Annotated in this window: 21 protein-coding genes; 10 read left to right on the forward strand and 11 right to left on the reverse strand. The window is 37.7% G+C overall.

Going from position 1 to position 22233, the window contains the following annotated elements:
- Position 1: 1 nt before the first annotated feature.
- The 6 genes from cgi121 to J2756_RS04480 all read right to left on the reverse strand — a co-directional run bounded on the left by cgi121 (position 2) and on the right by J2756_RS04480 (position 6252).
- A complete protein-coding gene (cgi121, locus tag J2756_RS04455) occupies positions 2 to 511 on the reverse strand; it encodes a KEOPS complex subunit Cgi121 (RefSeq protein WP_209582969.1) in 510 nt (169 codons plus the stop codon).
- Positions 512 to 568: 57 nt separating this feature from the next.
- Positions 569 to 1189 (reverse strand): hypothetical protein, encoded by a 621-nt coding sequence (locus tag J2756_RS04460; RefSeq protein ID WP_209582970.1) that lies wholly within the window; start codon positions 1187 to 1189, stop codon positions 569 to 571.
- Between the two features lie 202 nt (positions 1190 to 1391).
- On the reverse strand, positions 1392 to 2894 hold the full coding sequence (locus J2756_RS04465) for a (R)-citramalate synthase (protein WP_209582972.1): 1503 nt from the start codon (positions 2892 to 2894) through the stop codon (positions 1392 to 1394).
- A 247-nt stretch (positions 2895 to 3141) separates the two neighbouring features.
- Positions 3142 to 4176 (reverse strand): TIGR01177 family methyltransferase, encoded by a 1035-nt coding sequence (locus tag J2756_RS04470; RefSeq protein WP_209582974.1) that lies wholly within the window; start codon positions 4174 to 4176, stop codon positions 3142 to 3144.
- Positions 4167 to 5339, reverse strand: a complete 1173-nt coding sequence (locus tag J2756_RS04475) for a geranylgeranyl reductase family protein (RefSeq protein WP_209582976.1) — start codon at positions 5337 to 5339, stop codon at positions 4167 to 4169. The genes J2756_RS04470 and J2756_RS04475 overlap by 10 nt, the downstream gene beginning before the upstream one ends.
- Positions 5340 to 5592: 253 nt before the next feature.
- A complete protein-coding gene (locus J2756_RS04480) occupies positions 5593 to 6252 on the reverse strand; it encodes a PH domain-containing protein (protein ID WP_209582978.1) in 660 nt (219 codons plus the stop codon).
- Positions 6253 to 6485: 233 nt separating this feature from the next.
- On the opposite strand from J2756_RS04480, the gene J2756_RS04485 reads away from it, so the two are divergent.
- Positions 6486 to 7241: a UPF0280 family protein gene (locus J2756_RS04485; protein ID WP_209582980.1), complete on the forward strand. Its 756-nt coding sequence runs from the start codon at positions 6486 to 6488 to the stop codon at positions 7239 to 7241.
- 60 nt (positions 7242 to 7301) lie between these two features.
- On the opposite strand, the gene J2756_RS04490 is transcribed toward J2756_RS04485, so the two are convergent.
- Positions 7302 to 8558 (reverse strand): molybdopterin-binding protein, encoded by a 1257-nt coding sequence (locus J2756_RS04490; RefSeq protein ID WP_209582982.1) that lies wholly within the window; start codon positions 8556 to 8558, stop codon positions 7302 to 7304.
- Between the two features lie 537 nt (positions 8559 to 9095).
- On the opposite strand from J2756_RS04490, the gene eif1A reads away from it, so the two are divergent.
- From eif1A to pscS, 9 genes are all read left to right on the forward strand, one after another.
- Complete coding sequence (eif1A, locus tag J2756_RS04495) at positions 9096 to 9401, forward strand: translation initiation factor eIF-1A (RefSeq protein WP_209582985.1); 306 nt, start codon at positions 9096 to 9098, stop codon at positions 9399 to 9401.
- A gap of 156 nt (positions 9402 to 9557) precedes the next feature.
- Complete coding sequence (locus tag J2756_RS04500; protein ID WP_209582987.1) at positions 9558 to 10334, forward strand: serine protein kinase RIO; 777 nt, start codon at positions 9558 to 9560, stop codon at positions 10332 to 10334.
- A gap of 59 nt (positions 10335 to 10393) precedes the next feature.
- The gene (locus J2756_RS04505; protein ID WP_209582989.1) at positions 10394 to 10972 is read left to right on the forward strand and encodes a KH domain-containing protein; all 579 of its coding nucleotides are present in this window, start codon (positions 10394 to 10396) and stop codon (positions 10970 to 10972) included.
- Between the two features lie 104 nt (positions 10973 to 11076).
- Complete coding sequence (gene top6B / locus J2756_RS04510; protein ID WP_209582991.1) at positions 11077 to 12642, forward strand: DNA topoisomerase VI subunit B; 1566 nt, start codon at positions 11077 to 11079, stop codon at positions 12640 to 12642.
- Positions 12635 to 13687: a DNA topoisomerase IV subunit A gene (locus J2756_RS04515; protein ID WP_209582992.1), complete on the forward strand. Its 1053-nt coding sequence runs from the start codon at positions 12635 to 12637 to the stop codon at positions 13685 to 13687. Before top6B ends, J2756_RS04515 begins: the two co-directional genes overlap by 8 nt.
- Positions 13688 to 14133: 446 nt before the next feature.
- Complete coding sequence (locus J2756_RS04520; RefSeq protein WP_209582993.1) at positions 14134 to 15150, forward strand: phosphorylating glyceraldehyde-3-phosphate dehydrogenase; 1017 nt, start codon at positions 14134 to 14136, stop codon at positions 15148 to 15150.
- A 151-nt stretch (positions 15151 to 15301) separates the two neighbouring features.
- Entirely contained in the window at positions 15302 to 17011 is a 1710-nt protein-coding gene (locus tag J2756_RS04525) for an ArnT family glycosyltransferase (protein WP_209582995.1), read from the forward strand.
- Positions 17012 to 17016: 5 nt separating this feature from the next.
- A complete protein-coding gene (locus J2756_RS04530) occupies positions 17017 to 17655 on the forward strand; it encodes a PHP domain-containing protein (protein ID WP_209582996.1) in 639 nt (212 codons plus the stop codon).
- A gap of 175 nt (positions 17656 to 17830) precedes the next feature.
- A complete protein-coding gene (gene pscS, locus J2756_RS04535) occupies positions 17831 to 18970 on the forward strand; it encodes an O-phospho-L-seryl-tRNA:Cys-tRNA synthase (RefSeq protein WP_209582997.1) in 1140 nt (379 codons plus the stop codon).
- A 194-nt stretch (positions 18971 to 19164) separates the two neighbouring features.
- On the opposite strand, the gene J2756_RS04540 is transcribed toward pscS, so the two are convergent.
- The 4 genes from J2756_RS04540 to J2756_RS11480 all read right to left on the reverse strand — a co-directional run bounded on the left by J2756_RS04540 (position 19165) and on the right by J2756_RS11480 (position 22138).
- Positions 19165 to 19623: a GyrI-like domain-containing protein gene (locus J2756_RS04540; protein WP_209582999.1), complete on the reverse strand. Its 459-nt coding sequence runs from the start codon at positions 19621 to 19623 to the stop codon at positions 19165 to 19167.
- A 132-nt stretch (positions 19624 to 19755) separates the two neighbouring features.
- Entirely contained in the window at positions 19756 to 20436 is a 681-nt protein-coding gene (locus J2756_RS04545; RefSeq protein WP_209583001.1) for a class I SAM-dependent methyltransferase, read from the reverse strand.
- 75 nt (positions 20437 to 20511) lie between these two features.
- On the reverse strand, positions 20512 to 21999 hold the full coding sequence (locus J2756_RS04550; RefSeq protein WP_245315928.1) for a GAF domain-containing protein: 1488 nt from the start codon (positions 21997 to 21999) through the stop codon (positions 20512 to 20514).
- Positions 21956 to 22138: a hypothetical protein gene (locus tag J2756_RS11480; RefSeq protein WP_245315929.1), complete on the reverse strand. Its 183-nt coding sequence runs from the start codon at positions 22136 to 22138 to the stop codon at positions 21956 to 21958. The genes J2756_RS04550 and J2756_RS11480 overlap by 44 nt, the downstream gene beginning before the upstream one ends.
- Positions 22139 to 22233 lie beyond the last annotated feature (95 nt).

Here is a 22233-nt window from a genome sequence, read left to right on the forward strand (position 1 = left end):
TTCATTTACCAATCACAAGTAAAGCTGTTCTCTCAATAAGTACCCTTGAAATTGTTCCTGCAGCTTCAATTTCAGTGTCATTGATGTTGTAAATTTTTTTTAGAAGGTTTTCATCGGGTTCAAATACCTGATGGTCCCTTTCACCGAGTACAAGTTCAAGCTTTGGCATAACATCCTCACTACAGCCCACAGCAACTGCACAGATATCCATCTCTCCTTCCTTTATCCCGAGAATATGGAGTGCACGGGATATCTGCCTCTGGGCTGATGCACGCAGACATATTTCAAGGCCCAAATCCTTTGCAATATTTTCCTTCCGTTGGAACGCATTTAATGCCTGCAGTGCAGCATTCACAGCATTTTTTTTGCCTGCAACTGCCCTTGCGTCCATTAATTGTACTGTGCAGTTCAGGTTTAAATCATCCATCTTCTGCATCAGATCTTGAAAACTTTCAACCCTGTATCTGAAACCTGCAACCTGTATTTTGGGATAAATAATTTTAGAGTCCATTTTAATCGTCCCTGTTGATTTTTACTTATAATTTTACTTTAATAATTGATTTTATTGTTATTCAATCGATAAATCCTGTTCATTATCTTTTTTATTATTTTTTTTTACTTTTAAAATTTTTTCCTGCCCTGATTGAATGATCGATGCAAATCCTTCTATTCTGAATGTCCAGTAAACTTTCGTAACTCCCTTGAAGAATTTTGAAAGTGCAAACACTATCTCAAAAATAACTACTATCTGGAAGATGAAGATTAGAACTCCTAAAAGATCGTTCCAGTTCAAAGATAATTTTAAGGTTGATACTGGAAGAAATCCAATTCCAAAAGAGTTTAAAACAAATAGGAGGAACAAACCCACAATGAACTGCACTGTTGACATGAAAAACAGTTCCCCTGCACTTAAAATAGATTTTAAAACCTTTTCTTTCATGTTCTCCAGTGCCATTACATACGTGAAGGAGAGAAGTGAGAGTGTGGCTGCAACAAGAACAAAAACTTCTATAAGGTTGATTATTTCATTAAAGTTCTTTGAATTAATTGCTGTAGCTATAAGGGGTATGAGAAACCCTATTGTGAGCAATCTACTAAGATACGTGGTTAAAAAGTGATTCAATACCCTAAAAAACTTTGAAATAATTATAAATAACTTGTTAGTTTTTATCCTTCCTTCCAGCCCCATATTATTCCCTTTTAAATGTTGTTTAAAGTTATTATTTTATTTTAAACTCATTATCTTAAATAAATTAAAACAAATCATGATTTGGATCTTAAACAAATCTTAAATAAGATTCTTTCTAGTGTTCATTAATTTAATTTAGTGCTCATTAAGTTTAAGTTATTAAAATAAAAAAATGATTTAAAATGGTTTTTAAAGGATATTTTCAGTTGGAATCTCCCCTAGATTCCCTGATCTTTTTATCACTCAATATTTTATTTATTCCACCCAGAACTGCCTCTACACTGGCCATTATGATGTCCGGCTGGGTGCTTCTTGCACTCACTATGTTCTCCCCGTTCCGAAGCTTGATAACAACATCTATAAGTGCGTCTGTACCGCCGGTTATTGCATCCACGTGGTATTCTTCTAGGGTTATGTCTGCAACGCCAGCCATACTCTTTCTTATGGCAACTATGGCTGCATCTACCGGTCCAACACCCACACCGGCTTCGAGTTTGTCCATGCCCTCCACATTGAGTTTGACTGATGCCGTTGGTGTGACCTTGTTTCCTGAGACGATTGTGAGCTCTTCAAGTTCCACTGGTTTTTCAGGAAGAACTCCAAGAACGTCCTCAGCAATTGCTTGAAGATCAACATCTGTAACACACTTCCCCATATCACCCAAGGCTTTTATCCTGGAAAATATCTGCTGGAACCTGTCCTCATCCACCCTGAGGCCCATTTCATCTATCTTCTGCCTTATGATGTGGGAGCCCACATGTTTACCCATTACAAATCTGCGCTTGTGTCCAACGAGTTCTGGCGTTATAGGTTCATATGTTTCTGCCTTTTTCATAACTCCATCTGCATGTATTCCTGATTCATGTGCAAATGCATTTTCGCCCACTATTGCCTTGTTTGGCTGGAGGTATATTCCAGTCATCCTTGCAACGGTCCTTGACATGTCGTAGAGCATTCCTATGTTGACCCCTGTTTCAACGTTGTAAAGGGAGTGCAGTGCTACAACAAGTTCTTCAAGGGATGCATTTCCTGCACGCTCCCCTATACCGTTTATTGTTACATGGGCCTGGGCTGCACCTGCCCTTAAACCGGACAGGGTGTTTGCAACTGCCAATCCAAAGTCGTTGTGGCAGTGGGCACTTACAGGAACTCCAAGATCTGTCAGGCCCCCGTAAAACTCATAGGCACGTTCAGGTGTCAGCATTCCCACTGTGTCACATGCACATATCCTCTGGGCACCGGCATCTATTCCTTCCCTGAAAACTTCCTTCAGGAAGTCAAAATCTGTTCTGGTGGAATCTTCTGCAGATAATTCAACTGTCAGTCCATGATCAACAGCGTACTCTGTTGATTCCACTGCAAATCCCTTGACATCTTCCCTGGTTTTTCTCAGTTTGTGCTTTATATGAAGGTCTGATGTTGGAACAACAAGATGGACACTGTCAACGCCACAGTCAAGTGCTGCATCAATATCAACCTTAACTGCCCTTGCAAAACTGCATATTTCAGCGTTAAGCCCCTCTGAAACTATGTTTTTTATTCCCTGCCTTTCTCCTTCAGATGTAATTGCGGAACCTGCCTCAATAACATCAACTCCAAGTTCATCGAGTTTAACAGCAGTTCTCAGCTTCTGATCCGGAGTTAAGGAAACTCCAGGGGTTTGTTCTCCATCTCTAAGTGTTGTATCAAATATTTTAACCTTCAAAAAGTTCCCCTTCCATATTTTTTGTTGAATTATTGTTCTATGATAGTATTTGATCTTTCAATTGATAAATTTATCATTAAATGAAATACCACGGAAATAGGAATAAAAATAGAACAATTGTCTGAAAAAAAATTCAGTTAAAAAAAAGCAATATTAAAATAATAGTAGAAAAAAGAGTATTTTTAAGTAAAAATTTTAAAATTAATTAAAACTGTTAAAAATACTGCCCTAACTTTTCTCTGATAATTTAAACCTTCTTCAAAAGGGATATAACCCTTGTTAAACTCTTATGCATTCTTATATGGTGTTGATCGATTATTTCAAAACTTGTATCCTTGATCACTTCATTCATATCCATGTAGTGAGGTGTTGCCATACACACAAGCCCATCATCCTTAACCAGGTTCTGAAGGGAGTGCATTGATTGATTGTAAAGCTTCTGACTTTCTTCTCCACCTGTTGACGCAGATATACCGTATGGAGGATCCATAACAATTGCATCTACCTTGTATGGGAGTTTTATGTGTCGTGCATCTGACTGGAAAACCTCATAATCCTTTATACCGCAGTACTCCAGGTTTTTTACTGTCCCCTCAACCATTCTTTCATCTATATCTGCCCCAACAACACTTGCTCCGATTATTCCTGCTTCTATGAGTATTCCTCCAGTTCCGCAGAATGGGTCCAGGACCCTGTCTCCCTTCCCAACCATGGTGAGGTTCACCATGCACCGTGCAAGTTTGGGACTCATTGATCCAGGGTAGAAAAATGGTCTTTTATGGGGTTTGAGGTCGTGAAAGTGTTTTTTAGCCACTTTAAAAATTCTTTCACAGACCATGACTTCATCATTTATGAAAATGGTTCTGATGAATGTTTCGGGGTCTTTGAGGTTGACATTAACGTTATCTGGCATCATGTCGTTTATTATTCCACCCATCTTCCATTCAAGGTCAGTTGTATTGAATTTTTGACTTTTATTCATTCTCTTAATTCTCACGGCATAATCCTTTTTTATAAGGTTTTTCCATGGATAATTTTGGATTTCATCCATTAAACCTTGCTCATCCGTGTTTATCAAAAGTTTGGAGACCTCGTGTACGTATGAAAATCTTTTCTCTATTTTTTTAAAGGCTTCCAGTTTTTCATCTGGAATTTCCAGGGTTATAACACCTTCATATTCCTTTTTTATTTTAAACGGAATATTTTCTGCCCTTAGTATTGATTCAACCTCTGCCTTTGGAAGGGTTGTATGTTCCTGGGACATTATAAGAACTATTTCCATAAATTAAACAACCCCTTTAGTATGATTCCTGGAAGAATGGATAGTAGAAGCCCGTTTTTAATCATTTCCTTTATGAGAGTGGACTGTGTGTCCATATCTCCGTATTCTGATATCATTGATTCAGCACCGCCTTTTTTAAGCTTCATGAACATTCTGTCAAGTTCTTCATTCGTCATGGACCCAAATATCTTCTGAACTTCAAGCTGCATTCTGAGCTCTTTTTTATATTCCTTCATATAATTCTTTGGATAGTTCTGAAGAAGCCCAATATCTCCCACATCCAGGGCGTTTGAAACCACATCTGCAGCCATTTTAGCACATTTAAACCCAATTATAAGGCCCCCGCCAGTTGTTGGTTTCACCTGGGATGCTGCATCCCCTAAAAGTATAGTTCTGCCATTTAATATCTTCTTTTTCTGATCGTGACGAGGTATGAATCCCTGATATTTTTTAACAACTGATGCTCCTTTGAACTGTTTATCAGTGCTTATAAAGTCTTTCAGTATCTGGTTCAAGTTCTGGTAGCTCGAATCTGCGAAGAGTCCCACCCTTGCCATTGATTCTGAAATTGGGATCACCCACAGGAATCCAGGGGATACCTTTGAATCCACGTGGAGCTGAACATAGTCGCTGTTGAAAACATTGGATCCCATATCAACTAGGTACTGGGCTGCCTGAACAGTTTTTGACGGGGGGTTCATATGACTTGAAACAAAAGATCCCTGGCCGTCTGCCCCCACAATCACATCTGCAGATATCTTTCCATGGTCTTTAACGTAAATTTCACCATTTTCAATGTCCACCCTGTTCACACGGTGGTTCAGGAGTAGATCTGCACCTTCTTCAACTGCCTGTTCTGCTAAAAATTTATCGTATGCAACCCTGTCAAGAACGTATGCTGCAGGTTCGCCCTTAGCAACTGATAACATAGTGCCTGATGGAGAATACAGGTAAGCTCCATATACCTTGTTCATTATGAATTCTTCAGGCAGAAGGTTCGTATTCCTTATTTTTTCTCCAACAAGCCCTGCACACTGAAGCGGAACACCTACTTCTTTTTTTCTCTCAATTAGGCCTACTTTAAACCCTTTCTGTGCCATCTGTCTTGCAAAACTTGATCCTACAGGCCCTGCACCCACAACTGCAACGTCATAATCATTCATGTTATCCTATCCCACTTTTGATCATTTGATTGTATCATTCAGTCACAATAAAATTTTATTATGATGGATTGAAACCTATTTAAATTGGATTTTAAGCAACTTCGTAGATCCAATTTTATCTAAATCCAATTTTAGAAAAATAAGTTATGATCCTTTATTTCATTCTATTTGCATCAGATAAAAAAGTATCAGTATGAACTGTTTAGAACCTCTACCTCAATTCATACAATGACCTCATGAACTTCGATCTGATTCATTTTTTAAATTTTTTGTCATAATCCGAGATTATATCCCCTTCAAACCTCTGTTTCTGCCTCTGTTTTGGTGGTTTTTTGTAGACCTTGTTGTAAACTTCACTATCGTAGCTTTCATAATCTGCTTCAAGATCAGAATCTCCTTCTATCAGCCTGTTTATCATATCTTCAACTTCACCAGGATCTGGGATATCCTCAAGGAGCAGTGTTGTTCGTTCATGACCACCAAATATTTCTATGTCACCGGAATTGAAGATTCGTTCTGTGATACTTTGGGAGACTGAAACATCCTGGATTTTATTGTAATGCATGAAAACTCTTTTTTTTCTTAGAAGTCCCCTTCGAACTATGACCCTACGGTCAGTGACAAGGTAACTTATGGATTTCCAAGATACAACATCCCATATTATCCAAAAGAACAAAAATAATGCCAGAAGCATTAATATTATGGTTACAGACGCAACAAGAGGTATTTGAACCATGGTTATGATGTAGTTCTGCAGGTTTGCAGTAGCTTCAACTATTGAGCTGAAGAAACGGAAAATAATTAGTAAAATTATGAATTTTAGGAAGGTTGATTTTAAACTTACCATGAATCTTGGTCGGGTTTCAAAGAGTACCCGTTCACCTGGATGTGATTTCACTTTTTTACCAATCATATCAATCACTCCATTATATCTCTACCTTGTAATCTAAATATTTTGTGTAAATTTGGAATCTAATTATTTTTGACCAGTTATTTTTGATTATTTTTGATTTAATCCTTCAAAATAAATGCCCTTTCAGTTGTTGTAAAATTTTATAAGTGGATTATTTACAAGTGGATTATGTAATTGGATTTTTATTTCGTTTAGAATCCTTTATGTAGAGTTCATGATATAAAAAATATTTGATGAATTCCAGGAATATCAAAATCAAACGTATCCAGATCCATGAAACCAACCTCCTAGTGAAAACTGACCTTGAAGTGAGGGAGCTTTACAGTTTCGTATTCAAGCAGCGCGAGGAGCTTAAAGGGTACATTCGTAAAGATCCTGACTTTTTAACGAGTCTTGAGCCCGTGATCATTGAATCACATGAAGATGCACCCCAGATAGTTAAGTTGATGGCTCGTGCTGGGAGAAAAGCAGAGGTGGGCCCTATGGCTGCTGTTGCAGGAACCATATCCCAACTTTCAATGGGATTTCTATTAAATAAGGGTTCAAAATATGTTATAGTAGATAATGGAGGGGATATATCCATTAAAACCAACAGAGATACAGTAGTAGGTTTATATGCTGGCGATTCATCCCTTTCAGGAGAGTTGGGATTTAAAATAAAGCATGAGAAAACTCCAATGGGCATATGCACTTCATCAGGAACTGTTGGACATTCTATAAGCTTTGGAAGGGCAGATTCTGTTACAGTTTTTGCAGGTGAATCAAGCACTGCAGATGCACTTGCAACCTCCATTGCAAACAATGCAAAGGGGGTTACAGATGAGGATGCAGTTCAAAAATGCCTTGAAAGGGCTGATGATTTTAAAGGGATCATGCAGGGAGTTCTGGTGATCGTTGGCGAGTCTGCAGGCACCATTGGAAAAATTCCAAATCTCGTTGAAACTGATAAAAAAGTTGTTCTGGGGGATCTGTGGGACACCGTCCATTGAAATCAACCAAAAATGAGTTTAAAAAGGGAGAATGAGTAAAGGGTAGAGTAGATGGTAAAACTAAAAGTTAACATCAAATGGAATAACTTCCACTGGACTTCCCTTTTCAATAATTTCAACATTTTTAGGCACTTTTATAAATCCATCGGCCTCTGCAAGGGCTGTTATTGCACCAGAATCCTTAAGTATTGGAACTGCAGTATCCCCATCAATTTTTACAAGAACGTTATGACTTCTTCCCCGAGCTGGACGATATCGTCTTGATAAATTCAGTTTGAACTTTGGAATATTTGAATTTTTATCATTCAAAGATGCAGCTCTCCTTAAAAATTTTGCAACAAAAATGTGAAAAACCATTAATGCAGCTACAGGATACCCTGGAAGTCCAAATAAAACCTTTTTATCTGAACCTTCAGGTATTAAACCAATTAATGTTGGCTTTCCAGGTTTTACAGCTATCCCGTGTACAAGGACTTCACCAATATCATCCATAACCATCCTTAAAACATCCCCTGCACCTGCAGATGTTCCTCCAGAGGTTATTATAATATCTGCATCTTTAAATTCATTTATTTTATTTTTTAATGAATCATAATCATCTTTCACTATCTCTGAGTGTATTGGTGTGCATGCACATGTTTTAACTGCATCTGAAATTGTTCGGGAGTTTATATCATAAATTTTACCGTATTCAAGGTCTTGGCCCGGAACTATTACTTCGTTTCCAGTAGATATAACCGCAACTTTTGGTTTTGCAAAAACTGGTACCTCAACCAACCCCATAGCACTTAAAACTCCAATTTTATTAGGGGTCAAAATTGTGCCATTTGATAGGAGTAGGTCACCTTTTTTCACATCTGAACCTTCCGCAGCTATGTTCTGACCCATTGCAACACTTTCATAAATGAGGATTTCATTATCTTCTTCGTTGCCACCTGCATTTTTTTTGTCAGTTGATTCAACCATCACAACCCCATCTGCACCTTCAGGTATTGGTGCTCCTGTTGAAACCTCTATACATGTTCCATGTTCTATCCCTTTTTCAGGGACATCACCGGCACCAACAACTTCCAGAAGCTTTAATGAAACTGGTTCCTCTTCCGTTGCTTTGAAGGTGTCTCCTGCCTTTAAAGCATAACCATCCATGGAGGCTCTGTTAAATGGAGGTAAATTGATGGTTGCATACACATCATCTGCAATAACCCTTTTATGAGCTTCTTCAATGGAAATTTTTTCAATTTTTGTCTTGAAGGGTAAACCTGAAATTATTTCTTCCACTTCTTCAGGATCCATTATTTTTAGAAATTCTGTTCCCATTATTACCAACTAACCGTAGTACTCTATTAATTCAATTATACCTTGTTGTTCAATGAATAAAAATATATGATGTGAATCATAATCCATTTAATCAACATATGCATCAAGACATATTTGGATTTTACTTTTCATGTGCTCTCGGAAAAATGTGATATGACGTACAAATAAGATGTTTTTTATGGATTGGAAATTAATGATCCGCCTCCATCTTGTGAAAATTGATATGAAGGTGGTTTCCATTGGAGGTGTTCCTTGATCAATCATTAACTGTGCAGTGATCCTTTCCTAATTTTTGGAAATCTAACAAAAAAAATAGGTTTTCATGAACCCCAACTTGGATAAATACTCCTTTTTATATACACCAACAACCTATATAAATAAAGAGATTAAATGATCAGGAGAATAGTAGTACAGTAAGATAAAATTTTTATGAAATGGGTTTCATATTTAAGGATCCATTTTTAAAACTGCAGATCTTACTTATATACCTATAACTCAATCTTTGATATTCCAAAAAAAAAATTAGGAGGAGAGTATTTGAATAAAGGACATAATCAAGCACCTCAAGAAGTAAGAAGAGTACGATCACCCCGAAGGGGAGAAATACCAGGAGTAGTTGAACAGATATTAGGACATGGAAAACTCAGAGTTAGATGTTCCGATGGTAAAACACGTCTTACAAGAATTCCCGGTAAAATGAAAAAAAGGATATGGATAAGGGAAGGAGACGTTGTACTCATAAAACCATGGGAATTCCAGAGCGATGAAAAAGCCGACGTCATATGGAGATACACCCGAACTGAAGCTAACTGGCTTGAACGTAAGGGATACTTAAAATTATAATATTAACATAAATTTTAAGAACATTCAAGTTTATAAATGGTTGAACAATATAAATCATACTATTTTAAAGCTTTTTAAGACTTTTAATCCTGTTTGAGTTATGTTTCATACGGCTTTTAAGGTTGTTTCAAGGCTGTTTATCATGAGGAGTACATTATGAGCTCAAAAGTATCAAAAGCAGATGATAACTTAAGAAAATTGTTATCAGAAAAAAGATTAAAGAGCGTTGAAGACAGAAGAGTTGGAAGCGAAGTCTTTGATAAGATAACACTTGAAACACTTTACAAACTTGCCAAAATGGGATACATAAATATTCTAAACGGCGCAATAAGCACTGGAAAAGAGGCAAATGTATTCAAAGGCATTGATGATGATGGAAACTTCGTTGCAGTTAAAATATACAGAGTAACAACCTCAGATTTCAAAAAAATGCAACACTACATTCAGGGCGACCCCAGATTCAATGTTAAAAGCAGTAATAAACGTCAGCTCATCAGTACATGGGTTAACAAAGAATTACGGAATCTTACACGAGCCTACGAAGTTGGAGTCAAGGTTCCTAAACCATTAATTGCTAAAAATAACGTTCTGGTAATGGAGTTCATAGGAGATGAAGAAGGAAACCCTGCACTCCCCATGAGATTATCTGAAGTTTCTGATCCAGTAAAAGTTTCAGAAAAAATAATAGAATACGTTAAAATTTTATATAACGATGCCAAATTAGTCCATGGAGATTTATCAGGCTTTAATATCTTAATAAAGGATGATGAGCCAGTTATAATTGACATATCTCAGGGCATGGTTGTTGATCATCCACTATCCAGGGAGCTCTTAAATAGAGATATTGACAATCTGGCAAAGGATTTTAAGAAACTGGGCCTTAAAATAACGAAAGAAGAGATTAAAAGTAGAATTATGGATTCAAAATCATAGAAAAGTATATTATAAAGGATACTGTAATATATTTATTATTCATACAGTGAGGTGAAATTATGCCTAACACTGAATACCTCAAGATCCCCCGCGAACGTGTTGGGGCCGTCATTGGAAAACAGGGCATTACAAAAGAAGAAATTGAAAATGCAACTAAAACATTAATAGAAATTGACAGCGAATCTGGAAGCATTGCCATATCTCCAAGAGAAGATGCTGAAGATCCATTAGCTGTCTGGAAAGCCAGGTACATAGTTAAAGCTGTGGGTAGAGGGTTCAATCCTGAAATTGCACTTAAACTGAAAGATGATGAAGTGCTCCTAGAAATAATAAACCTTCCTGATTATGTCGGAAAATCAAAAAAGGCAATATTAAGGCAGAAAGGAAGGATAATAGGGAAAGATGGACGTACCAGAGACATCATAACCGACATGACTGGTGTTGATATTTCTATCTACGGTAAAACAGTTGCAATAATAGGTGACATGACCCACATCCACCTTGCGAAGGAAGCTGTTGAAATGATACTCAACGGTTCCCGACATAAAAGTGTTTACTCATTCCTTGAAAAGAAGAGCCGTGAAATGAAGGTAAGAGAATTTCATAAAATGGCCAAGGAAGAAGATAAATTACTATAAATCTTCAATTAATAAATTTAAGGATTTAAATCTTTTAAATCCATTTTTGGGGTTAACTAAGTATCAGTTAATTTTATACAATTATATTTTAAAGGAGGCTAACTTTGGAGCGAGAAGCATCAGAACTTTTTGAAGAGTTTAAAGAACTCACTGCATCTGAGTTTTTCAGAAGAAACAAACAGATGCTGGGATTTTCCGGTAAAATACGATCCCTAACCATAGTTTTCCACGAACTTATAACAAACAGTTTCGACGCTGCTGAGGAAGCAGGTATACTACCGGAAATATCCATAGACCTCAAAAGAGTCGATAAAGACCATTACATATTAAAACATAAAGATAACGGACCTGGAATTCCAGAAGACTTCATAACCCGTGTTTACTGTACCATGTTTGCAGGTTCAAAATTCAGGAACGTCCAATCCAGGGGTCAGCAAGGTCTTGGATGCAGTGGATGTGTCCTTCTCTCCCAGATGACAACTGGAAAACCTGCAAAGGTAACTTCTGGTTACAGAAAGGGAAATGAGATCAAGGGCGTTGAAATGACATTCAAAATGGATGTCAAACAAAATAAAGGACTCATACTTGAGAGGAAAGAAGTTGATGTTGATTCCACCGGTGTTTCAATAGAACTGCAATTTAAAGATGTTTCCTACTCCCTCAGTGAACAGGGGGCCTATGAGTACATACGAAGGACCATGATTGCAAACCCACACGCAAAAATAACCTTCAGGGACCCAACAGGACATAAATATATCTTCGATAGAAGTTCCAATGAAATACCACCACTTCCTAAAGAAGTTTTACCTCATCCTAGAGGTGTTACAGCAGACGACCTTATATTCATGGCAAAACACACTGACAAACGTAGATTCAGGAGTCTTCTTACAAGTTCGCTCTCAAGGATGTCCAACAAGAGGGTAACTGAAATTGAGGAAGCAACTGGAATAGACCTCAACAAACGCCCCAAGGATATGAAATGGGAAGAAGCTGAGAGAATAGTTGATCTGTTTGGTCAGATGGATTTCATGGCTCCACCAACTGCTGGTTTAATTCCTATAGGAAAGGAACAGATTGAAAAGGGTATAAGGGAAATTTTAAACCCTGAATTTGTTGCAGTTACAACCAGAAAGCCCCGGACCTATAAGGGGGGAGTTTCATTCATAGTTGAAGCAGGTATTGCCTATGGGGGAGATTCTGGAAGGGTTATTGGAGAACAGAAAAAAGCAGAGATCATGCGTTTTGCAAACAGAGTTCCTTTAACATTTGACGCAGGAAGCTGTGCAATAACAGAAGCCCTTAAAAGTATTGACTGGAAAAGGTACGGCATAAGGGACCTTGAAAACGCCCCAATAACTGTTTTTGTTAACATAATTTCAACAAATGTTCCTTACCTTTCAACAGGTAAGCAGAGTGTTGCACCTGAAGCTGAAATACTCCACGAGATAAGGCAGGCAACCATGAAGATAGCTAGAAATCTTCAAAAATACATAAACGCTAAAAAGGCTGCAAAAGAAGAAGAAATGCGTTCAAAGATCTTCGAATCCTATGTGCCAGTTATACTTACGGAAGCTGCAATTCTTGCAGAAAGGGATGTTCCAGAATATGCTGAGGTTCTGGCAAAGGTAACAAGAAAACCAAAGATTTTAGGTGAGGTCAACAATGAATAGACGAGATTTAGCCCTGGCCAGACTCAAAGGCTTGGGAAATACAATAATAGACGACGTTGAGAAGAGAACTGTTCCTGCAGTAAAGGTTCCTTCAAGGGGTACGTCCAACATAGTCTACGATGAATCAAAACGTTACTACGTTCTTGGAGACAGGTACGGGCAAAGATCCCTTGGAAACGTGAAGCAGATCAAGAAGGTCGCCCAAATGGTTAGTATGGCCAACTTCTGTAAAGGTCTTGTCCAGACAGGAAAAACAGCAACCATAAGGGAGATGTACTACGTTTCAGAGGGTTGGGATGTTGATTTTGGAACTCAGGATGAATCAAACCTAATAGGTGAAGACCTTGAAGTTACCCTGGGAATAACCCGTGAAGACCTTGGACTCATGCCAGAGGAAGATGGAGCATCTGTTTACGGTGACCTGACCCTTAAAGACGATGATGTGGAATTAAACGCACTGAAATCCGGTAAATCAGGTTACAGCATCTCCCCTACAATAGATGATATTGAATTTGTTGACCATGGTGTTGAGAGGGTTATAGCTGTTGAAACCATGGGTATGTTCCACAGGATGGTTCAGGAGAAGGCCTACAAAAAATTCAACTGCTTGATCGTTGGACTCAAGGGACAGGCTGCACGTGCAACCAGAAGGTTCATTAAAAGAACCCATGAAGAACTTGGTTTACCTGTTTATATTTGTAACGACGGAGACCCATGGGGATTCCACATTGCCATGGTTATAATGTCTGGAAGTGCGAAGCTTGCCCATGTGAACCATGAGCTTGCAACACCAGACGCCAAGTTCCTGGGAGTTACAGCATCAGATATCATCAACTATGATCTTCCAACGGACAATCTTAAAGACATAGATGTTCTGCGTCTTAAGGAACTTTCAAAGGACCCAAGGTACAAGGATGAGTTCTGGCAGAATGAGATCAAGAAGATGCTCAAAATCGGGAAAAAAGCAGAGCAGCAGTCTTTCTCCAAGTACGGACTTGAGTACGTTGTTGAAAAGTATCTGCCTGAAAAACTTGATGCAATGTAAAAATACATCTAAATATATATTTTTCAGCCAAACCAAGGTTGGAAAACATTTTTATTTCTTTTTTTTATTGATTAATTCTCATTTTACACTGTTAAATTTTAGGATATTCTGTTTTATTGATTTTGAAACCTTGATTTACTGCAATCACATTTCTTAATGTTATTTATCCCAGAATCACTTTATTAAAATCCATCTTTTTTATAATCCCCTTTTAAAAACTTTTTTTCATAGTTTAAATTTAAAATGGATAAATTAAGATCATAAAATTTATAATACAATGAAAAATATAAAAAGTTGTATAAAATGGTGTTTTTATGTTGAAACTTATTTCATTAACTCCATTTTCAATTCACACTTAAAAATTATCTGAAATATTCTGTTAAAATATAAAAGGGAATATATCTTAGAAAAAATCGTTGCGAAACGTTTAAAAACGGAGGTTAATCATGAAATCTGTTGGAATAAATGGATACGGTACCATAGGTAAGAGAGTTGCAGATGCAGTTGCTGCCCAGGACGATATGAAACTTGCAGGGGTTACCAAACGTACACCCGATTTTGAATCAAAGATGGCTGTTGAAAAGGGTTATCCCCTTTACATAAGTGTTCCTGAAAGAGAAGAACTGTTTGAAGAGGCAGGTATCAAAATAAGTGGTACAATAGAAGATTTCTACGATAAAGTGGATGTTATAGTTGATGCCACCCCTGAAGGTATCGGTGCAAAGAACATGGAAACCTACAAAAAACTTGGAATAAAATCCACATTCCAGGGTGGAGAAAAACACGACCAGATAGGCAAGTCATTCAACTCATTCGCCAACTTCAACGATGCAATTGGAGCAGACTACGTCAGGGTAGTGTCCTGCAACACCACAGGTCTTTGTAGAACCTTAAAACCAATAAATGACCTTGCAGGAATAAAAAAGGTCAGAGCAGTTATGGTAAGGCGTGGAGCAGATCCAGGACAGGTTAAAAAAGGTCCAATAAATGCAATAGTTCCCAACCCACCAACAGTACCATCACACCACGGTCCAGATGTTCAGACAGTCATGAACGGCCTCAACATAACCACAATGGCATTACTGGTTCCAACAACTTTAATGCATCAGCACAACCTCATGGTTGAACTTGAAAATTCAGTAACTGTTGATGATGTTATTGACAAGTTAGAAGAGACCCCAAGGGTTATTCTTGTAGAAGCTTCAAAGGGTTTAGGTTCAACTGCAGAGGTAATGGAGTATGCAAAAGACCTTGGAAGGCCAAGAAGCGACCTCTTCGAAATAGCAGTGTGGAAAGAGTCCATTAACGTTGTGGATGGAGAACTTTACTACATGCAGGCTGTGCACCAGGAATCTGATGTTGTACCTGAAAATGTGGATGCAATAAGGGCTATGCTGGAACTTGAAGATGATCCTGCAAGATCCATAGAAAAAACCAATAAAGCCATGGGCATCCTTGGATAATGCCCAATTTAATTTTTATTTTTATTCAATGCATTGAACTGTTTTTCAAAAATAGTAATATGTCTAAAGTTATAAATATGAAATGAATTAAATCCCTTTATAGAAGCTGAAAAATAACAAAAATTTGTTTTTAACCAATGCGAGTGTTATTATGAAGAGATTTGATTCAATGAAGGAGAATAATATCGATTTTTTTGCCGCTATACTCATTACAATTTTAGTTCTTTTAACGAGGTTACCATTCATCAGTAAATATCTCTATGAATGGGATTCTGTAAATTTTGCCCTTTCATTTGAGCATTACAGCACAGCCCTCCAGCAACCCCAAGCTCCAGGATACATACTTTACGTTGGACTGGGAAGGCTGGTTAACAGCGTTATAAATGACGCTAACAGTACAATGATAATTATAAGCATCGTTTTCAGCATATTAACTATTTTAATGGTTTACTTCTTTGCGAAACAGATTTTTTCACCTAAAATTGCAATCGTAGGATCCCTCATCCTCATCTTCAGTCCCATATTCTGGTTTTATGGAGAGATTGCTACAATATACCCCGTAGAATCTTTTATGGCCATACTAGTAGTCTATACATCTTACAATGTATTGAAGGGTAGAAAAAATTTTATTTACATCTCAGCACTGGTCCTTGGTATTGCAGGTGGTTTCAGAGAAGACTTGATCCTTTTTATGTTACCCCTTTGGATTTACTGCGTATTATCCTACACCAAAAACCTCAAAAAACTTCTTGGAACAGCTTCAATATTCTTTGCATCGATACTAGTCTGGGCCGCACCCACAGTCATTTTAGCAGGAGGCCTGAAGGCTTATATGTCCTCTTCATCGTCTATTAAAGACTCTTTCAGTACAACTTCTATCCTATTTGGGGCTCCACTCAAAAATCAGCTTATAATGGATTCAATGCTTCTTTCATGGTTGATACTGGGACTTGGAATTGTAATTGTGGTTGCAGTGATCTTCTTCCTATTCAAAAACTGGAAACCCCTCCTCTTAAAAAGCTCCACCTTTAAAAAACCCAAATTCATATTCTTCATCCTCTGGATAGTGCCTGCTCTTTTATTCCAGATTCTAATACACGCTCCAAAGCCAGGGTACATATTGATCTTCTTACCCGCACTTTCAATGTTATCAGGATACATTTTGGTCTCAATTTCTAAGGGTTTATCTAAGAAGTTTGATCTAACTCCCAACTCAGTTTTAACCTGTATTTTACTTATATCAATAGTTTTAAACTGTTTTTATTTTATTTATCCATATAACTTCAATGCTGAAGAAACATGGGAAACTCCTGTAAATCAGATGACACAGGTTCAGCAGATCAAGTTGGGATTCGATATGCTGGCAGTTTACAACTACCCAAAGATCCATATAAACGATGAGAATATGGATATGCACCTCAAAACAATTCAGGAAATATCTGATTATGAGCCAAACAACACAGTAATTGTTATAAGAGATATTACACGTGAAGATCAGGGATTCAGCTGGAGAAAAGCCATGTACTATCTACCAGAATATTACACGTGTTATCTCTTGGATCAGGAAAATTCAGAATTTAAAAGTTCTAAACTGAGTCAAAATGTTTCTATATCCTATGGACAAAACCACCAACCTGGAGGATCTGTAAATCAGACCATTCAAATTCCATTGGATAATTCTAAAAAACACATCGTTTGGATAATGAGTGATAAATCAGAGTTTTTCAGGGAAGTTCAATCAAAGATAGGTGTTGAAAGCATTGAGCTACCTAATGGCCTCAAAATTTATTATTCAAACATCGAAAATAAAAGTCTGAACATTGAAATCGGTGGTTTCATATTCAAAACTGAAGATAAATGAGAACTATGAAGTACGATTTTCACACACATTCCAAGTACTCTACAGATGGGCGTTCAGAACCTGAATCAATGGTTAAATCCGCCATTAAAAAGGGACTTTCAGGCATTGCAGTCACAGACCACAACACCATAAAAGGTGGAGTTGAAGCCAAAAAATATGAAACAACTGATTTTGAAGTGATAGTTGGATCAGAGATAATGACTGATCGTGGCGAAGTAATCGGACTATTTTTATCTGAAGAGATTAAATCCCGGAGCTTCAGTGATGTTGTAAATGAAATAAAGGATCAGAATGGTTTTGTTGTTGTTCCACATCCCTTCGATACCATCCGTGGAAAATCCATATTTCCAAAGGAGGAAGATGCTCGGCTCATTGACAACATAGAGGTATTCAACTCCAGATGTGTTTTTAAAGGTTACAACAAAAAAGCAAAGGATTTTGCAGGAAAAAGTGGTGTTAATATTATTGCTGGGAGTGATGCACATTTTTTAAGGGAAATAGGTACTGGAGGAGTTGCAACTGAATCTTCAGATGTATACGAAGCCGTGTTAAAAGGCGATTTCAAGGTTTTTGGTAAAAGATCCCCTCCAATAAACCTGGGATTATCCGAGATTTTGAGGTTTTGGAAGATGATGAAAGAATGAAGTTTTTTGAGATGTTTAAAACCTTTCAAATCTAAAATTTGGAATGAACCACTGAACTCATTTTCACTCCAATATTTTTAATATAAGTTGGACATAGATCAACTAGTTCAATACTTATCAACTCATTATAAAGAACCATTTTAAAGACTTGATTTTAAATTAAAAGGTGAACTATATGGAATGTCAGGATTATGGACTCACAAGAGATACAGAGAGAGAAAATTTGAATTTGAATCCACTTCAGAGGGGTGGTGTTCTGCCTCTTGAGGCAAGAAAGGCTATTTATGAATTTTCAGACGGTTACAGTGTGTGCGACTACTGTGCAGGCCGTCTGGATGAAATAGCAAAGCCCCAGATACACGGATTTCTGGACAACCTTGCAGAGTTCATAAACACGGACCATGCCAGAACAACTCATGGGGCCCGTGAGGGAAAATTCGCAGTTATGCACTCCCTATGCAAACCAGGAGACACCATAGTGGTTGATGGGAACGCCCATTACACCACCCATGTGGCTGCAGAGCGATGCGGACTTAAAATAGTTGAAGTTCCAAATGAAGGAGGTCCAGAATATAGGATAACACCTGAAGGATACAGAGAAGTTCTCGATGAACTATCTGATCGTGGTGAGGATGTGGGCCTTGCTTTATTAACACATGTTGATGGTAACTACGGAAATTTGACAGACGCACGTTCCATTGGAAAAATAGCTCATGATTCAGGTGTTCCTCTGCTTCTAAACTGTGCATACAGTATGGGAAGGCTTCCAATTGATGCTAAGGCAATGAATGCAGATTTTGTTGTGGGAAGCGGACACAAGAGTATGGCTGCATCGGGACCAATTGGTGTGCTTGGAGTTAGGGATGAATGGGCAGAACTTGTACTTAGAAAGTCTGGAAGACATGCTGTGAAGGAACTGGAAATGCTGGGCTGTACCAGCCGTGGAGCGCCTGTAGCAACCTTAATGGCCTCACTTCCACACGTTGCTGAACGTGTGAAACATTGGGATGAGGAAGTTCAGAAGACAAGGGGATTCGTTGCGAAGATGGAAAAGCTTGAGGGCGTTACCCAAATAGGTGTTAAGCCAACGGAACACGACCTTGTACGTTTTGAAACACCAGTATTTGATAAAATAGCTGAAAAACATCCGCGCAGAGGCTTTTTCCTTTATGAAGAGCTTAAAAAACGTAACATCGTTGGTATTAAGCGGGGTCAGACGAAATGGTTCAAGTGCAGTGTTTATGGCTTCAGCCAGGAGCAGGTGGATTATATTGGAGATTCATTTGCTGAAATCGTTGAAAAACAAGTGCTCTAAAAAAAGCATCTACTAACTCACTTTTATTTTTCTTGTCTTTCATCACTTTTTTCGTATAATTCAATGAATCCTAATTTTTCTGAAAATTTATATCAAGATAATTTTTAACAAAAAAAATCTAATATTTCCATAAAATATCACCTTGTAAAAAAATAGAAAGCTGCTTAACTATTTGACATGTTACATGACCAACTTCACCTTTTAATCACAGGAAATTGAATCTCCGTTAAAAGATCTTCCTCTGGCACTTCCTGGGGACTGTTGAGGTATATCTCCACAGGTGCACCTGCAGGTTCGTACTGTTCCTTCACTGCGTACTCCATCACCGCAGCATAAACCTTGCTCACTTCACTGTACGGTCCCTTATGCATCACTGAAATGACTTTATGAGGTTTAACATTCTTTACCCTGATCTTTCCCTCAGCTTCTGCCTCTCCTGCAAAGGGTATACCCACTTCAAATTTCATTTCCTCTGGAGAAACATCTTGTGGACTTGTGTAGTAAACTCCAAAGGGAGGTTCAGTTATTTGAAGACCTTTACTCATAACCCAACCAACAACTTCACCCATTAACTCAGGAATATTCTCAAAAGAACCCTTGTGGAATATGTAAGCCACATGTTTCTGGGGAACTTCCTTAACCTCGATTTTCATATGAAAACCTCCTATATCTCTTGTGTTACTCTTTGATCTTCAGAGCATATAATTTGATCATTTGATATTAAAAAAAGGATATAAAATAAGTAGATGCTAGTAATTAAAAAATTTTCAGGGATTTTGAAGGATTTATTTAATACAGTAAAAACCTGCCTGCATGTAAGAAAACCATAGAAGTTCAACAACCCTGAAACCAATATTTTCAAGGAGGGATCTGTGTTCTTCAACTGTTATTGGGAAGTACTCAACATCGAATCTGTTCAGGTGATCTTCAACAGCTTCTGGATCCTTACCATGGGATAACTGGAAGTTCCTCCAGTAATTCTTAGCAAGTTCCACACCATGTTTGGTGGATGGTCTGGTGTTTTCAAAGGTTACATAAATTCCATCCTGTCTTAAAAGGTTGTAACAATTCTTTACTGCTTTTTTTCGATCATCCACCTTGAGGTAGTGGTGGGATTGAATTGCAGTTATGACATATGGTTTTTGAGGAATCTTCCCAATCTCTTGACTGGTTAAATTTCCTAAAAATTCTATTCTGGGATTAGAAGATAGTTTCATCCTTGCTTCATCAAGCATTTCCTGTGATGGGTCTGCAAGTATGAATCTGGTGTTTGGAAATTCTTTTGAAGCCTTTTCAACCAGTGTCCCAGTTCCACATCCAGTGTCAAACCAGATTGCAGGATCATCTACCATGGACTTCACCAGGTTTATGGTTTCATCATGTATAAAATCGTAGTATGGTATGGTGCTTCTTATCTGGCTGTCATAAATCTCTGCACTGTGGGAGGTTTTGTTTTCATTTTTCATTCAATCACGAATCCATTGGCTGATCAGTACTTCCAGTAAGATCACTATCAATGAGCCATAACTTGTAACTCTTTTTCATGACCTAGATTTACCCTTTTTTAATTTAAGGGCCAACTTCGATCTTTCAAGTGCTAAACCAAGCTGTAACCCTATGGAACTCAAATTTTCAAGACTTATCTCGTTGTAAGTTTTTATCTTTCGACTTCCCATGTTTAAAAGTCCAATTATCTTGTTTTCACTTTTTATTGGTAAGATTAGGAGCGTTTTTATGTCACTTGCCCTTATTGAAGGTTCAAGTGATTCATATTCCTCAGATTCAGGGGTTATGTATACCAGATTCTGTTTTTCAAGGGTTTTGCTGAATAGGTCCTTGAACATACCTGCCATGCACATGTTCTTCATTTTCTCAGGCAGGTTCCTGTGAACCCTTAGTGAAAGTTCTTCATTATCATCCTTGAGATAGATACAACCCATATCAAATCCAAGGGAATTAACAGTTGATGTTACAGCATTTTCAAGCATTTCATCCTCTGCATCATGAGAATTAACTATTCCAGATACTTGGTTAAGTGCCATGAGTGTGTTTACAAATTCTTCCTTCTCAAGACCCAAGACCTTCATTTTAAGATAACCTGATATTTCATCTGCAGCCATTTCAACATCCTCCAGATTGACTGAGCTTACAGAACTGGAGGTTGTTAAAAGAAGTATTGCGCCCATTGAAGTGTCTTCCTGAATCAGAGGTATGGAAATCATCATTTCAAGGGATTCATCTCCAAATTCAGATTTTAGGGTTTCAAACTGGTAATCACCTTCAACTGCAGAGAGGGTTTCAAGGTTTTTCATGCTTCGTTTCACAAATCCCTTTACAGATTCCGGCATTGATCTTGTATTGTATACCGATCTCAGCTTCTTACCATCTTTTAAAAATATTTCACATTGTTTAAAGGGAATTATAGTGTTTATTGCATCTGTTACTTCATTAAAAAGTTGTTTTTCACTTGAAGCTGAATTTGCAGCTCTGGCTATAAAGAGTAAGGTTTCCAGTTCACGTTTACTACGTTTGGATTGGGATATTTCATCACCCACCAAGGTTGTTCCTATCCTGTCACCATCTTCATTGGTTATCTGTCTCATGAATAGTTTGTAGGGTTTGTATATACCTGGTTTTTCCATGAGATCCAGTTCCATGGTCATGGTTTCATCAGGGGCCAGTTTGGATAGCGATTCCCCCAGAACCATTCCATCATTGCTTGTGACAATCTCATGAAGGTTTTTATTCCCAAAGAACATTTTAAATGTTTTATTAAGCATTATAACATCCATATGTTCATTTATAGTGAACACGATAGTATCAGGATTGTCTATCAACGTTTTGAGCTTTGTTTCCTCCACCACTAATCTGTGAAGCTTCGATGCTGTGGTTACCATGTCCACCATAGCATCAGAAATCTGTTTTTCAGCAGATTCTCCCTTTAAATCCACTTTGACCTCAGTTTCCTGGCTTAAAGACCATAATTTACTTCTGCCCACAAATTTGTAGGTTAAAACACCCTTTTGCATTGAGTATTTCCAGATATTTCAGCACGGTTGCTCTGCTCCTGCTGGTTCCCAGGGTTATCTTATCAAGCATGCAGTCTTCAGGTGGGTGGGATTTTATGTATGCCACTATGAGTCTTTCAGTACTGGATAGTTCTTCCATGTTTACCTTCCCAAATGTCTATACTATATAGTATAAACTATTGGAGCATATAAATATTGTGCAAAAAGGGATTTAAAACTATTATTAGGGATTGA

It is taken from the genome of Methanobacterium aggregans (assembly GCF_017874455.1).
In the GTDB taxonomy this organism is placed as follows: Archaea; Methanobacteriota; Methanobacteria; order Methanobacteriales; family Methanobacteriaceae; genus Methanobacterium_C; species Methanobacterium_C aggregans.

Coding starts and splice junctions, on each gene's coding strand:
- J2756_RS04460 (WP_209582970.1), bottom strand. CDS start 1,189: ATGGGGCTGGAAGGAAGGATAAAAACTAACAAGTTATTTATAATTATT.
- J2756_RS04470 (WP_209582974.1), bottom strand. CDS start 4,176: ATGGAAATAGTTCTTATAATGTCCCAGGAACATACAACCCTTCCAAAG.
- cgi121 (WP_209582969.1), bottom strand. CDS start 511: ATGGACTCTAAAATTATTTATCCCAAAATACAGGTTGCAGGTTTCAGA.
- J2756_RS04520 (WP_209582993.1), top strand. CDS start 14,134: ATGAAATCTGTTGGAATAAATGGATACGGTACCATAGGTAAGAGAGTT.
- J2756_RS04515 (WP_209582992.1), top strand. CDS start 12,635: ATGAATAGACGAGATTTAGCCCTGGCCAGACTCAAAGGCTTGGGAAAT.
- J2756_RS04490 (WP_209582982.1), bottom strand. CDS start 8,558: ATGGGAACAGAATTTCTAAAAATAATGGATCCTGAAGAAGTGGAAGAA.
- J2756_RS04480 (WP_209582978.1), bottom strand. CDS start 6,252: ATGATTGGTAAAAAAGTGAAATCACATCCAGGTGAACGGGTACTCTTT.
- J2756_RS04530 (WP_209582996.1), top strand. CDS start 17,017: ATGAAGTACGATTTTCACACACATTCCAAGTACTCTACAGATGGGCGT.
- J2756_RS04540 (WP_209582999.1), bottom strand. CDS start 19,623: ATGAAAATCGAGGTTAAGGAAGTTCCCCAGAAACATGTGGCTTACATA.
- J2756_RS04500 (WP_209582987.1), top strand. CDS start 9,558: ATGAGCTCAAAAGTATCAAAAGCAGATGATAACTTAAGAAAATTGTTA.
- J2756_RS11480 (WP_245315929.1), bottom strand. CDS start 22,138: ATGGAAGAACTATCCAGTACTGAAAGACTCATAGTGGCATACATAAAA.
- J2756_RS04550 (WP_245315928.1), bottom strand. CDS start 21,999: ATGCAAAAGGGTGTTTTAACCTACAAATTTGTGGGCAGAAGTAAATTA.
- J2756_RS04505 (WP_209582989.1), top strand. CDS start 10,394: ATGCCTAACACTGAATACCTCAAGATCCCCCGCGAACGTGTTGGGGCC.
- J2756_RS04525 (WP_209582995.1), top strand. CDS start 15,302: ATGAAGAGATTTGATTCAATGAAGGAGAATAATATCGATTTTTTTGCC.
- pscS (WP_209582997.1), top strand. CDS start 17,831: ATGGAATGTCAGGATTATGGACTCACAAGAGATACAGAGAGAGAAAAT.
- J2756_RS04545 (WP_209583001.1), bottom strand. CDS start 20,436: ATGAAAAATGAAAACAAAACCTCCCACAGTGCAGAGATTTATGACAGC.
- J2756_RS04475 (WP_209582976.1), bottom strand. CDS start 5,339: ATGAATGATTATGACGTTGCAGTTGTGGGTGCAGGGCCTGTAGGATCA.
- J2756_RS04485 (WP_209582980.1), top strand. CDS start 6,486: ATGAATTCCAGGAATATCAAAATCAAACGTATCCAGATCCATGAAACC.